This window comes from Baaleninema sp. (genome assembly GCF_049974805.1).
In the GTDB taxonomy this organism is placed as follows: Bacteria; Cyanobacteriota; Cyanobacteriia; order Cyanobacteriales; family Geitlerinemataceae; genus Baaleninema.
In genome coordinates this window covers 42,403-57,572 of sequence record NZ_JBNGCO010000016.1, presented here as the reverse complement: position 1 = coordinate 57,572, position 15,170 = coordinate 42,403, and the positions used below count along the sequence as shown (strand labels likewise).

The 15,170-nt window shown below is 53.2% G+C and carries 1 protein-coding gene; it reads right to left on the bottom strand.

Annotation, left to right across the window (positions count from 1 at the left end; translation table 11 throughout):
* Nucleotides 1-44 precede the first annotated feature (44 nt).
* Nucleotides 45-15,164 carry a LamG-like jellyroll fold domain-containing protein gene (locus tag ACP5D4_RS05320; RefSeq protein ID WP_428010591.1) on the bottom strand — a complete coding sequence of 5,040 codons (15,120 nt, stop codon included), beginning with the start codon at nt 15,162-15,164 and terminating at the stop codon, nt 45-47.
* Nucleotides 15,165-15,170 lie beyond the last annotated feature (6 nt).

Sequence of the window (15,170 nt, the reverse complement as noted above, 5' to 3'; positions counted from 1 at the left end):
CCACCCCGCGCTAAAGCGACGGGGCTACCAAGCTCCCGGACTTTTTACGTGTTTTGAGAGTCGAGGCTGAGTAAGCCGTCGATGCCTTCGCCGAAGAGTTTTTCGCTTAAGGTTTGCACGGCGAAGGTGTTGAGACGGATAAAGTTGAATTGAAGGTGGGAACTGTTACCCGTTTCCAAGGCGAAATCGCGATCGAAATAGAGATCGAACTGTTTCTGCGTTCCGCCGCCACTGGAACCCGAAGCAATGCTCGATCGCAGCCGTTCTTCGGCGGTTTGGACGCGCCAGTCGTCGGCGGCGGTTTGCACCAGGAAAATTTCGTCGCCGATATCCAACACGAACCAACCCGGTTGGTTGTGAACGTCGAGGATATAGGATTCGGTGATGTTGAGTTGCGTTCCGCCGTCGCGATTGTTCAGGAGAACTAAATCGCGGGTATTGTCGTTCCATTCGGTAATGGCGCTACTGAGTTCGGTCGTCTGGGCGTCTAAGATGGCGATACGATCTTGGGGACGGAAGCGATCGAGGGGATAAATTTCGTTTTGAACGTAGTCTTCGATCGCAATTTTGGCATCGTCATCAATACCCACGATCGCTCCCGATTGCGGTTCGGCTAGAGACAGGCTGTAATTGTTGCCCGCATCGGAATTCTTCAGCAAAGTGTATTGATAGCCGATATCTTTCAAATTGTTCCGTAAGGTTTGAACGACATCGCCGTACACCAACAGAATGCGTTCGCGGGTACTTTCGGGAACCGATGGGGCAAACACCTGTTCGAGACTCAACGGTTGGTCTAATCCCAACTCGTCTTGCGAGACCCGCGTGAGTTGCGATTGGCTGTCGAGAGGTAAGTGCAGTTCTAAGCCGAATTCCCGGCCGTGTTTGCGTTGGAACCGTTCGGCTTCGATGTCAGCCTTAGATCGCAGGTAGTTCCAGACGCGAAACTCGCTCATCAACGGCTCGTAGAACAGGAACTCGAGAGCCTCCTCGGAATCGGGCGTTATCCGGGGATTGGCGGCGTCGCCGATTTGCAGGGTTCCCGCCGACGCTAACGGACTTCCCGTAAAGGTGAGGGGCGTTCCCTCGGCGGCGTAGCGACCACTGACGCTGGCAGTGTAACCTTCATAGATGTAAGAGGTGACGGTATAGCGACTGCCGTTGTGGTTCAGGATAAAGACCACCTGTTGCCAAGTGTCGTAATTGACGGAAGACAGCACCGTCTTTTCCGTGGTTCCAACTTGTAATTTGAGTTCGAGGTCGCCTCGTTGGTACTTGGGAACCGTGGCTTCTTGCGATCGCGCCTCTTCGAGGACGGTTTGCAGTTCGGTCAAACAGTTAATCGCGGCTTGAATGGCGGCGTCGGTATGTCCGTCCACTTCAGAAGTATCGACGGTGGTACTTCCCCCGGAAACCGTATCGTTCCCCGTTCCACCAGATGTCGAAGCGGCGGTTTGTGCGTCGCTGGCCTTCGTGGTGGCGGTGTCTCGGTGTGTTTTGGCATTTTCGAGGGCAGTCGAAGCCCTACTCGAAGAATTGGCGATGAGGAGGGCGTATTCCGCTGCGGCGACGGCTTGGGTGGCGACGGTGGCGACGCTGCTGGCTAAGTCGGCAATGTCTTCAATATCGTTGGACTCGGCGGCGGTATTGGCATCGTCGATCGCCGTTGCGGCGTTGTCGATGGCTGTCACCGTGGCATTTGCCAGTTTTTTGGCATTTTCTGCACGGTTGGAAATGGCATCGGCGGCGTCGTCAGTCAGGCTGCGTTGTGCGGTTAATGCCGAATCGGCATCGTCGAGAGACAGGAGGGTGCCGGGCCGGCGGAATCGCTCAATTGCGGCGATCGCATCGGCAATTTCTGCAAACGCCGTTTGCGACTCGTTCACCGCCGTCATAATTTCTGGTTTTTGGTCGATCGCAGATGGCGTATGAGTCAGCGTCGCAGTGAGGGGATTGTTACTTTCGCCGTCGTAACTAAACAGCGTAAAGCGGTACGTGGGAATTTCCGTTGTCGAAGTCGTCGTTTGGGTGAAGTCGCGAACCCGTAGCCAGAACGACACACTCAACTGATGGGTGGAAAACGAGGGTAACGGTTCCTCGGCGTAGGAGTTCGGCCCCAATTGCGCCACGTCCAAACTCGTCAGCGGTTCGGAGGGTTGCTGTACTGGGGGTGCCACGTCCGACTCCCGCCACCGTTGCGCGTAAACCCGTTGCCATTTGGGTTGGCGTTGTTGCCAGTCTTCGAGTTCGACGCCTTCGAGATCGGTGACTTCCAGGGTTTGCGGTTGCACCCAGGTTTTACTGAAGTTGTAGTAGGAATATTTGATGACGGGGGTTTTGACCGTGACGTTGACTTGTTCGATGACGTCGTGTTTGTCGCTGTAAACAAATTGACTGGACAAACTTCCGCCGTTTGTGGTGTCGAGGGTTGCGGCAGCCGTGGAGATCGTTCGACCGTTGGGAAGGGTTTGGTTGAGAACCTGTGGGAATCTTAAAACGATTTCTTCGCCGTTTTGGTCTACGGGTTTTCCGTTGCTGTTATTGTTCACCCATTTGCGATCTTCGGCGCGAACGCTGTCGGGAATTTCCGCCCAGAACAGGAACAATTTGTTAAAGGCAAAGACGGGTGCGACGTAAGAGGCATTAATCGTCAGATCGATTTTTTGCCAAGGTTCCCACTGTTGGCGATCGATCCACCGTCGGAAGTAGTGTTCTTGGGTGTTGTCGTTCCGTCCGATGAGATAGAGCGTTGTGGGCGCGTCGGCGTGCGATCGCTCGGTTAATTGAAGGTTCGGTGCAGTCGTCCAGTCGATCCCCGATCGCAGTTGTAAATCGGTCGAACCTTTGAAGTCTTCAACAGTCGTACCCGAGCCTTCTGTCATTTTCCAATCGTACAAAAGATTGGCTTCGGTTTGGGGATTGGAAATCCCGAATACCATGCTGTTTTGAATTTGCGATTGACTGCGAGCAGTATTCCAAATCCGTACGTCTCGCATTTCACCGATGAAGCGTTTTAAGCTATCGCGATCTTTTTCTGCACCGAGTGCAAATTGAATGTTCGTATCGTTGACATTGGGATAGAAAATATTACCCGATCGCGCTACCGAAACCTTGAGTTCTCCATTGACATAAAGCCGCAATTCCGATCCGTTATAAGTGGCGGCGACGTGATGCCAACGATTGGCAGTATAAGGGGCAGTTACGGTTGACATCGTACCCAATTCTTGACGCTCGACAACGACGCGCTGTCCGAATCCACGACGGACTATCACCGAACGAAATCGCTGGTCGTCTTGCGTCGAAAGGTGCATTCGGAACGACCCGGAAGCGGCGCGGAATAAAAACCCTTTCTGTTCGCGATCCCAGTTGTTCGCGCCAATTAAACCGCCGTCGCTGAGTTGTCTGTCGGGTTTCACCCACATTTCGATGGTAAAATTTTGGGGGATTTGTTGGGCGATCGTAGATAAAGTTTGCTGGACGGTAAAATGCTGGGTTCCGTCAAATTTGAGGGCATAACTTTTGGGAAGTTCTTCAGTGTCGAGATAGCTGCCGATGATGGTTAAGTTGGTGACCTCGGCGAACTTGTCGAGATAGCGAGTATAGGCTTGGGTGACGGTTTCTTGTGTGACTTCGTTTTGTTGAAGTTCGCTTTCTAAGGCTTCAAAAAGCTCGGTTTTGGTGTCTCGCAGTTCCGGTTCGATGTAGTTTTCGGGATATAAGAAAACTTTGCGATTGGCTTCCCACACCCGATAGTTTTTCATCCATTCCCACTCATCGACGGGAATTTCTTCGGGATTTACGCCTCGTTCGAGGTTCGTTAAACCTCGCTGAACGTAAAGCTGTAGGCTGGCAGTAGCTTGGACGATACGAGAGGTTTCGACTTCGCTTCCGGTTTGGATGTCGATGAGGAGATAGTCGGAGAAAATTTCGGGGGTTTTGTGGATCGCGATCTCGTCTGAAAGCTGTTCTAAGGCGACGGCGGTGAGGCTATCGCGCTTTCGCACGGCTAACCGGTTATGTAGGGGTTTGTAGACGGTCGGCCACTGATTTTCGTCGTATTTAGACCGGACTAAATTAAACAGTGCCGTGGCGTGACGTTGGTAGAAGCTAAAGCTGAGGTCGTCGGTTTTTGCTAAGTCGATAAGGGAATTGACATCGGCTCCTAATGTTTGCACCAGTTGAAAGGCTTCGGCGAGTTTGTTCAGTGCGGGAATGGTGTTGAAATTGCCTTCGATCGACAATTCTGGAATTAAGGTTTCGATGTCGAGTCGCGACCATCCGGTGAGGTTGAGAACGCGAGTTTCGTCGCTCAAACCGCCAGCGAGTTGGTTTCCGGGGTCGTTGAGTTCGGTTTTGAGGCGGACGAAGGTATGGAGGCGATCGAGGTCGGAATAACTCGGCGTCACCAGGCTTTCGGCTTGCAATCCGAACTGTTGCGGTTGACGCAGTAAGGCTTCGATTTCGTCATCGCTGAGGTCGAATTGTTGCAGTAAGAACAGGGTTTTATAGAGGCGATCGAGGTCGATCGCCACCGCCGACTCGGACTCCACCCCCCGATTTTCGACGGTTTGGCTGGCGTCGGTTAATATCGTCGCCACATCCAGGGTTCCGCGATCGTAGGTTTCGCCAGTGGTGAGGTTCAACAACATCGACAGGCGATCGATGTTGCTGTCGAGTAAGTCCGCCAACGCCAGGGAAATGGTGTCGTTCAACCCCTGTCGCAAGGTTTGCAGTTGCGTCGTAATGGCGGTGGGGAGGTGGGTTTGGGTTTGGCGGCGGCGATCGAGTAAATCCCGAATCGCAACCAGTTTTTCGGGTTCGATGTCGTCGGAAGTGGCGAGAGAACTCCGTTCCGCTATCGCGATCGCACTCAAGGCGTCAACGCTGTAATCGAGGGGATTTTCCGTTAACACCATACCGCGATCGTCGATGAGTCCGGCGTTTTGCAGCGTTTCGAGATCGATCGCCAACCCGACAAAGGTACTCAACCAGTTCAACTCGTCGGTGACGGCGGCGAGATCGTCTTTCGTGAAACTGACGAAACCGGGAAGTACCACGCTGACGGTGACGGTATCTCCGGTACTTCCGTCGGCGGAGGGAATATATAAGGTGAGTTCGTCAATGTCGCCTCGCTGTTGCAATACGTCGTAAATGGCACTGGAGGCGGCTTCGCTGACTTCTTCGGACACGAAACTGGTACGACTGAGAAGGAATCCCCGAGAGCGATCGAGTAGGGTGGTGAAGCTGTCGATAACGTCGGCGTCGGTAAACGGCGGCGATACGCGACTGTCTTGGCGATCGTACACGAGGAATTCGTATTCGGATAAATCGATTCCCGTCTCCTGCATCCACTGGCTGCGGTTTTTCATCGCCAGAACGTCGCGGATGGTGAATTCGGTAAACCCGTTGAGAGGCGTTTCGCTGGGTTGGGTTTCCAATTCGAGGAGGTTTCGCAGTCGGATAACTTCGGAAATCGACAAGTCTAACATCCGCGACAGCAAGCGAATGCGATACAGATGGGTGAGATAGCGACCGTCTAAGACCACCGTGGCGGTATCTTCGCCGCTAATGGCCGCCACCATGTTTAACAAGTCGTCTTGGGAAGACACGCGCAGCGAACTCATCAAGCGAGTGCGGATTTCCCGTTGGTCGGACTTGGTACTGTAAACGTCCCAGGACAACCGTTGCGCGAAAGTCCAAGGGGTATCGGAACTCGAGGAATTGAAGAGGTTGTCGTAGGGGGTTTCGCCGTCGCCGACTCCGGTATGTTTGAGGTTCGACCATAGTGCAGTTAGGCGATCGATCTCTGTATCAGTTTCGTTTTTCAGTTGATGCAAACACGCCAGTTCCACTAAGGGAAGCGTCGGATTGCTGCGTCCGCCGTCGGCCAGGTCGGGGAGAAGCATCGGTTTGGCGACGCCGAGGGGTAATCCCGTCGAGGTATTCCAGAAAAAGAGCAATTCGGGGAGATTAGTGTCGGACAATCCATAAAGATTTTCGCGAATCTCCGCTTGCGATCGCACCGCTTCCCAAATGCGAACTTCCGCGATTTGACCGTTGAGGGAATGCGCTTGGGAATCCACAACACTCTCGCCATCGCGGGAAGGGGTGAATTGCAATCCGCCGATATTGAGGGTTGCGGCGGTTCCCCAAAGTTGCGAACCGGGTTGTTTGTCGATAACGCGGCCGTCCAGTAAGGCGCAAAAGGCATCGTCTCGCAGTTCCGACCGACCGTCTAAAATCAAAGCGGCGTGGTGCCAGTGGCGGGGTTGAATGCGTTCGGTGGCGATGCGGCTTCCCTTCCAACCGCTTTCGTCGTGAACGCGGTTGACCCCTTCAAAGTAGAGTTTGCCGCTTTGGATGTAGATACTCAAGCCGCGATCGCGATCGCCTTCTGCATACAGAATTTGACGTTTGGCGGAATTGGGATTCTCGCAGAGGAACCAAATTTCGATCGATCGCAAGGCACGATGTTCGTATTGTTGCGCCTTCATCGCCGGAACGCGAACCTCTCCGAGGCGGTTTTCCGCCACCGGAAGCGTCAACACCGACCGACGCGCATCGAGGAACGCCGTCGGTTCTCCCGGCGTGGGTTTGCGACTCTCGCGAAGTCCCCCCAGTTCCAGGGGTGGAGAGGCGATCGCGTTCGGCGTCGTTTGGCGAGAGTCTACGGTGTTCGTTGTCGCTAAAGGCCACGCCGCCACCAAACCGTCTTCCTCGGCTTTAACTGGACTGTAGGCGGTTTCTCGCAGCGTGTCGGCGGTTTTCGCAACTTCCCAAACCCGCAGGTTTTGCAGCAAACCGCTAAAGCCGCGACCGATTTCCAAAATCAAACCGCTGCGTTGAAGCGTACCGTCGAAGGTTCCTTCCGCTTTCGCCTCTGTATCTATATATAATGTGACGCGATTTCCGCCGACCGCGATCGCCACGTGAGTTAACATCCGCAATTCCACCGCGTCCTGAGTTTCCGCAACGACGCTTCCCAAGGCTTCAAATTGCAGATTTCCCGTCGTCGAAAGTCGCAACTCGAACGCCGTGGAGATATCACCAGTCGCGGGAACTTCTCGCCACCCGGCGATCGATCGCGGTTCCGTCAAACTGTCTACGCGAATCCAAGCTTCGAGGGTAAAATCTCCCTCGGGAAAGGCAAAGTCTGCGGTGGCGAGATACTGTCGCGTTCCGTCGAAGGACAACGCCTGTTGCGGCAGGGGATTCCGTAAAATCGGATAATCGTCAATTTCCGTCCAAATCGGCTGTTCCCGTCCGGGGTCGCTCGTCCAAAAGAGCTGATAGCGGTTGTTGTCTTGGCTGACGCGACTGAGAACGATCGTATCGGCGCGATCGTCGAAAATCCAATACGCCGTTAACGCCGCCAACGTCGCTTGACTCGCCGGAAGCGGACGGTTCCAGTTTTGACGAAGTTCTTCTGGAGTACGGAGAGTTTGCCAAATCCGCACTTCGCCAATCCAACCGTGGAAGTAGCGATCGCTTCCCGTTAACGTCGCCGTATCCCACTGTTGCGCGTAGCCGATGGAGGCTTCCCCAATTCCGATAAACGCGGCCACGTTCTCCCGTTGCGCCACCTGTTCCCCATCGACGAAAATGCGGGCCACTTGCGCGGTGGCGTCGTATTGCCAGGTGAGGTGATGCCATCCCCCCCATCCCCCCTTACTAAGGGGGGCAAGGGGGGATGCCTCGAAAGTGGATTCGACATCGAAGCTAAAGCCGGGTTTTCCGCCGTTGACGCCTAAATTCAACAGCGGCGGATTGTCGATTTCCCCAGTGGTGGCACAGCCTAAGACTGGCATAAATCCGTCCGGTTCGGCCAGTTTCACCCAGGCTTCCACGGTGAAATCGCCGCCTAATTTCAAATCGGTCACGTCGGACAAAATGACGCGATCGTCCTTCCCGTCGAAATACAACGCCGACAGGGAACCGTTCAGCGGCGGCGGGACGGGTTGCCATTTTTCGGCGGTGTTTTCTAACCCGACAACTAACGTCGCGGGGGGAAGCGATTCGCTGGTGTCTTTGAGTTGGCGACCCGCCGAGTCGTCCAAACGCCAGTATCCGCAGAGGTTAGGTTCTCGTCCGCTGAGGTGGTGATCGAACCCGTTTTGAATTTCCTCCGCCGTCCGAACGCCTTGCCACAGCCGCAGTTCGGCGATTTGTCCCGAGGTGACGCGATCGGGATGTTCTGTATCGCTGGCATTGGCGAAATAAGCGTTGAGTTTGTCCGTTAACGCGGCGGACGGCTGAGTTTCTAAAACGCCGTTGTGGTAAATCTGCGAAATTTCGCCGTTATTGCCGTAAACCGCCGCGAGATGCTGCCATTGCTGGGGTTCGTCGGCAAACCAGAATTCGACGGTGTGGGGTTGGGTGAGGTCGATCGCCATCCCCCCATCCCCCCTTCGTAAGGGGGGCAAGGCGATATAGTCGTTGTACCCTTCGAGAACGGGAGCCTGACGCGCCGTGTAGAGGGGAGGACGCGCGGAGACGAAGGAATTTTCGTCGGGATTTCTTGACAAATACGCTTGCTTGTGGTAAAAAGCAGCGTCGAACAGCGTGCGATGTTGCGCGTCCGAGAAAATCCAATAGGTGATTAAGCCGTTTTCGTCTCCCCGCAAACGGCGATCGCGATGTTGTTGTAATTCTGCGTCGCTGCGAACCGTCTCCCAAACGCGAATTTCGTCGATGAAGCCTCGGAAAAAGCGGTCTTGCCAAGTGGCGGCGTTGGTGTCCCACTGGCGAGACACCCCGAAATAGAGAGTTCGGGAAATGGCAACGGGTTCCGCCTCGAGGGTTTGTGCGCTGGTTTGTCCGTCTACCGACAGCGCAAACGTGCCGTCAGCGTAGCGACAAACCACGTGATGCCAGGTGTTCGGCGACAAAGACAAATCGTCGGCGACGAGTTCTCGACCTTCCAGGGTCAAGCGCAATCCGCCGTTTTCCACCGCCAAACTGAAGGCTTCGGAGGTGGGGTCGAGTTTCGGGGGAACGGAACTGACGATGGGATGGGAACCCGTCACGTCCGCTAAGTTGACCCAGGCTTCGAGGGTGAAGTCGCCGCTGACGAAGCCGAAAGTCGTCGCTGGGGGTAAGGCGAGACGGTCGCCGTCGAATCGGAACAGGTTCAAACGGCGTTGCAGCCACTCCCACTGTGCAAAAATTCCCAATTTTAAGTAAACGTCGCCGCCGCCTGCCAAGTTTTGCAAGCGATTCCCCGACCCTTCCTTGATGGGGAGATACAGCAGCAGTCCCGCTTCCGTCCCCGTGAGGTCGGCGTAACGCAACCGCCGCAACTCCGCCAGCGACACCACGCGATTCCACAGGCGAACTTGGCTGATGCTACCGTCGAAGGCGCGATATCCCGCGAGGGTGGCGGCTTCGAGGCGAGAAATGCCGAGGTAGAGACTCTGTAAAGTCCAGGCGGAGACCGTCGTTTCGTAACTGGCGTTGTCGCCGTCGTCCAAATAAAGCTGAGTGGCGACGGTTTGGCGTTGGGAATCCCATTCCCAAGTGACGGCGATGTGATGCCATCCTGCCTCGAAGCTGTCGGGACGGGAGGCCAGGTCGAGGGTTGCGCCGTCGTCCCCTCCCACGGAAAATCCGAGTTGTCCGTCGGCCACATCGAGGCGAAACACCATCTCGTCGCTGGAGGCGTCGAAGAGAATTTTCGACCCGTTGCGGGAAAATTGCGTCCAGAGTTCGATCGATCCGCTGCTAGGGGGAACGTTCGCCGCATCGATAAAGGTTTCCGACCCCACCAATTCCAAGGCGCGATCGACCACGACCCATTTCGCATCGGGGTCATCGTTGCGGCCGGTGGTGAGGGTGGCGGCGTCTCCGACGAGGTTTCCGAGAGTCGTTCCCGAACCTTCCTCGAGGGGAAGGTCTACCAACAATCCGGCGGTGACACCTTGCCAGGGTAACTGTTGCAACTGTTGAATTTCTTCGGCAGACAGCATCCGATCCCAAATTCGCAGGTGGCGCAACTGTCCCTGTAGCGGGTTGTTGCGGACGAAGGCGTAATCGCTGCGGTTGTGACCGACGTAGAGGGTATCGAAATCGGGTTTTTCGCCGCGAATCGGTCGGAAGGCGTCGTCGAGAAAACTCGGTTCGGGAGTGCGATCGTCTAAATAGAGAACCGCGTTGACGTTGCGGCTGGATTCTTGATATTCCCAAACCACGACCACGTGATGCCATTGTGCGGTAAATTCGGCCAGGGACACGCGACTGAGATCGATTTCGGCTTTGAAGTCGGCGTCGCTGACATCTTCGAGTCGGAACCGCAATTTTTGCGCGGCCACATCGAGAATAAAGTATTTGTCGAAGGGTTCGACGGAGGCATCGAATAAAACCTGATTGCGGTTGGGAGAAAATTTCAGCCAAAGTTCGATGGTTCCGGTATCGCGGGGGGTGTAACTGTCGATTTCGATGCGATCGTTGAGTCCGTCGAGTTCTAAGGCGCGATCGATGTCTATCCATTGCGGATCGGGATGGAGAACGGACAAGGCTTTCAGTTGGACGGTTTCCCCAGAAACCACATCGCGAACCTTGGTTCCGGTGGCTTCGTCGAAGGGTAAATAGGTAACTAATCCCGTTTCCGTTCCCTCGAGATCGGCATCTTTTAACCGCTGGAGTTCTGCATGAGAAGGGACAAGGTTCCAGCCTCGCAATTGTGCGATCGCACCGTGGAAGGGTTTGACGCCATCGAGGGTTTCCCCTTGGTTCAATGCCAGATACGGCGTGGCAAATTCTGGTTTGATGCCGTTTCCGAACTGTTGAGAACTGGCTTCGATGTCGTTGACGGACAGGCGAATTCGGGTGACGGCTTCTGTGGCGTCAAACTGCCACGCGATCGCCACGTGATGGAAATTGTCACTTTGGGGAAGTCGCAGGCGATCGATCGTTTCTACTCCCAAGGTGTCGCTGACGGTAAATTGAAGGAATCCCCCGCCAACTTCGAGGAAAAACTTAGCGTTTCCCTTCGAGGAATCGAGAATCACGGCGTCTTCAGACGACCGAAACTGTAGCCACAGTTCGAGAGTTCCCGTGTCTTCGATCGAATACGTAGACAGTTCGATAAAGTCCGGTGTAACGCCAGGGTTGCTGTTAACTACGAGAGCGCCAGATTGACGAGTAAAAGCAGGGATTGCCTCCAATTCCACCCATTTCGAGGCGATGTCTGCGTTGGTTTCAATGACGGCGGAATAGGCGTTTTGAGTGCGATCGACCAGTTGTTTTCGGGGGTCGCGATCGAATATCCAACGCGCCGTTAAATTGCCAGTATCTAACCGAGTTTGATTCCAGAATTGCTGAATTTCTGCCTCGGTTCGCGGCGTTTTCCAAACTCGAAACTCGGCGATTTCTTCTCCAGAAGCACCTAAATTCAACAGTTCCGATTCTGCAATTCCCGACGCCACAAACTCTTCACTGGCGACGGTTCCATCGACAAACAGGCGATGCGTCTGAGTGGCGTTGTCGTAACGCCACGCCAAATGATGCCATTGGTTGGGATTTAAAGAACTCGTTGAAATGAAGTCTTCTCCGGCAATTTGAAGGTTGACTTCTCCGGTTTCCGTCAGTTTCCAAACGACCGTTTCACCGGACAAAATCGGCAAGTCGGCGACGAAGGAACTCACCCGCAGCCAAATTTCTAATGTAAAAGAGCGATCGATTAAATCCAATTCGGCGGCGTTTGGTAAGCGAACGAACTGAGAATTTGCCAGTTTCAACACCGTATCGGGGAAAACTGGTAAACTCCCGGCATCTTGCCATTTCGTCGTAATATCGTCGGGTCCAACGTAGAGGTTTCCGTGAAGTCGATTTGGGGTGCGATCGGGAATTTCCAGCCCTCGGTCAGATTGCGAAACATACTTCGGTCCGGCGTGGTTGCTGACGCTGCGTCCGTAATCCTCCGTCATCGGAAAATAGCCCAGCAAATTCTCTTCCGAATGGGGTGGAATGTGGCGGTGATGGTAACGAGTGATGGGATTGGTAATGTCTTCTTCAGAAATGGCAATTTGCCAAATTCGTAAATCGGAAATTTGACCGGAAAAACCGTAATTTTCCTCGGGAACGTCGCCAGAAAAGCGAGTCACCATGTCGTCAGGAAGTCCGCCGAGGCAGCTATTGCCAATCGGGTCGAGTCGGAAACCGTCGGTGATTTCACCCACGCGATCGCCATTTAGATAAAATCGATATGCAATGCCGTTTTCTGCGGTTTCGTCGTAAATTAGCGTGAAATAGTGCCACTGATTCGCTGAAATTCCGCTCCGTTCTAAAGTAATTTCCCGTTCGATAGGATTGCCACCAAACGCGGCACACCAAGCGTAAACGACGAGATTTCCAGAGGTTAAATACACGCTAATCCCAATTTCGCGATCGCCTTGACTAAACAACAATTGCGGCGTCGCAGCGTCGGGATTTTCCGCCTTAAACCAAAACTGAAGGCTGAACTGTTCCCAATGTCCGAGTCCGTAGCGTTTGGGGTTTTGTAGCTTAACTGGAGAGCGATTCGGCGCAAAATTCAACACATACGCCGTTTCGCGAACCGGGTTCGGTAAAATCACCTCGTCTCGCGTCACCATTTGGGGTTGATAGGTTTCTAAAATACCCCCAGGAGACAAATGGTTAAAATTGAAGGTGCGATCGACCGTTTGAACCTCTTGAGGATTCGGTTCGTCCAACCGCCAATAGGCGACTAATCCCGGTTCTGTTCCCACCAAATGATGGTGCATTGCCGTCCGCAATTCGTCCTCACTGCGAACCCGATTCCAAATCCGAACCTCTTGCAGAACGCCGTGTAAATAGTTATCGGAGAAATCGCGACCGAGATAGAGTAAATCTCCCGCCGCTGCTAACGTGGAAACCGTCAAATTGGGACTTCCCACCACTGTCCCGTTGAGATACAGCGTGACTCCCGACGCATCCACTGTTGCGGCTACGTGAGTGAGCGTATTGAGAGAAATCTCTTGCGTCGAAACCACATCTTGGTTTAGCGACGAACTGCTAAACACCAGTTGGTTTTGAGCGTTAATCCAAAGTGCATATTGAAACTGATTCTGCGTCTCGTCTCCCTTGTACAAAATCGGGTGAATTCCCGACGTTTGAATCGACACCCAAGCTTCCAACGTCAAGGTGTTTGAATCCAAATTCTCCACCCGTCCGCCAACGTAATTATCGCGGCCGTTGAAGTGGTAGGCGTAAGTGGAAATCGGTCGAGGAAGGGGAGTCAACGCCAAATCGCCGTCTACCCAAATCGGCGTCGAATGGTGGCTGTCTCCCCCGAGAATTCCGGGGTGTCGCGGTTCGACAACGGCGTAATCGCGAACTTGCAAATCGGGACTTTCCACTAACGGCCAGTAGGCGATGAGGTTGCTTTCTCGTCCGTGACAGCGTTTGAAACGGTTTTCGGCAATGTTTTCAGCCGAAAGTACCCCATTCCAAATACGAACTTCTGTGAGTTGTCCGGTAAAAAAGGAATTGTTAAAGTCTTTCCCCAGCCGAATTTCAAGATTGTCGAAATTCTGAGGGTTGCGAGAAATCGGAATCGGCTTGTCAAGCGACCAGGTACTATCTAACACCCCGTTAATATAAAATTTCAGTTGATAGTAATTGCCGCTCTTTTGATTGACCGTAACCGCCACGTGACTGAATGCCGCAAACGACAGCGTCCGTTCTCCAATCAGGTTTAAGCCGTTCGGTTCTTCGGCGGCTACCAAATCGTTCGACACTTCTGTAAACGGATAGTTTCCAGAATCTCGAATGAAATCTTGCCAATTCGACTGCGTGGGGTCTCCTAAATGGCTAAAAAATCCCAGTTTTCCCTGCGGCGTAATCCAGAACAAAAACTGCGTCAACCCATCGGGACTTCCTTTCGCCACAATCGGATTTACACCGGATTTGACGGGTAATACCCAAGCCTCGAGAGTCAATTCTTGCGGTTGCAAATCTCCCGCGTTGGCGACCGACACGAAGTCGTTAATGCCATCAAACCGCAATACTTTTTCGGCGGTTTCTTCCCCCTGTAACGTGCGAATTCCCCAATCGAGATCGGTAAACGACCAACCAAGTTTTCGAGAAAGTTTCAAAAATCGATAGATGCGATCGAGTTTTAAAGCCGTCAAATTGACCAAGCGATCGAACGTCTCGCCAATCTCGATATAAAGATACCCTTCTCCATCTCCCGTCTTGTTAATAAAAAACAACCGAGACAACCCCGCCAAAATTTCATCGTTGCTCAAATCTAAAAAGAGCAACTGATTTAATTCCTCCCGAGACAACCCCGTTTGTTGCAGGAATACCGACACATCTTCGATGCTCCCTTCTCCCCGTTCGTCGGTATCCACACCGTAAAAATCATCGAGAACCGTTTTATCTACAATTTGAGATTCAACCGTGGCGTATTCCCGAGGCGACAACGCCAACATTTCCCGTGCGATTTCCGGTTCCACGACCCCAAACAACCGATAAATTCCCTGCAAATCCAGCTTCAGTTGTTTGAGATACAGCCGAATTTCTTCTAACGGCAAATGGAACGGCAGCGTCATGGGAAACGTCGCCGCTTCCACCACTTCATAGGGAGACGTCTGATTGTTGCGAAGGATGTCTTCTAAAACTTCGTTCACCAGGTCGATATAGGGAATTAAATTATAGGTATTGTCGCAATCCAGGGGTATTTGAAACAGACGCGGCTGTCGCTCTTCCAAAGCATGACCGCGAGGCAGTTCCTCTTGGGGAATATGGGTTTCGATAAACCGCAGTAAATCTACGAAATAGGCCGCCGGGCCGAAAATAGACCGACAGGCATCGCAGTCTAAATAGTCTAAGTTTCCAAAAATGCGATCGTAGCTGGGAATCGATTGTTGATGGCGGATAAAGGATTCAGGAATTTGAATGTTATTAAATAATCCGTTGCGAATCGATAGAGACGCCACGGTATCCTTAATATTTGCCCACAGCAAAACCACCCGTTCCCGCACTCGTTCCGCTTCGCGATACACCTGCCGTGCCTTGCGAGCATCGCCGTTAAAATCAGCTTGGTAAATCTCAACAAACCGCTCTTCCGAAAACGAGAGAATTTGTTCGACGGTATTGAGATCGGGATGACTTTCTTTAAAGGATTCCAGCAAATCAAACGAAAACAGAGTTTTGATAGCAGACATGAGTAA

What these genes read in the sequence shown, in the direction of transcription:
- ACP5D4_RS05320 (WP_428010591.1), bottom strand. Translation starts at nt 15,164, where the DNA reads ATGTCTGCTATCAAAACTCTGTTTTCGTTTGATTTGCTGGAATCCTTT.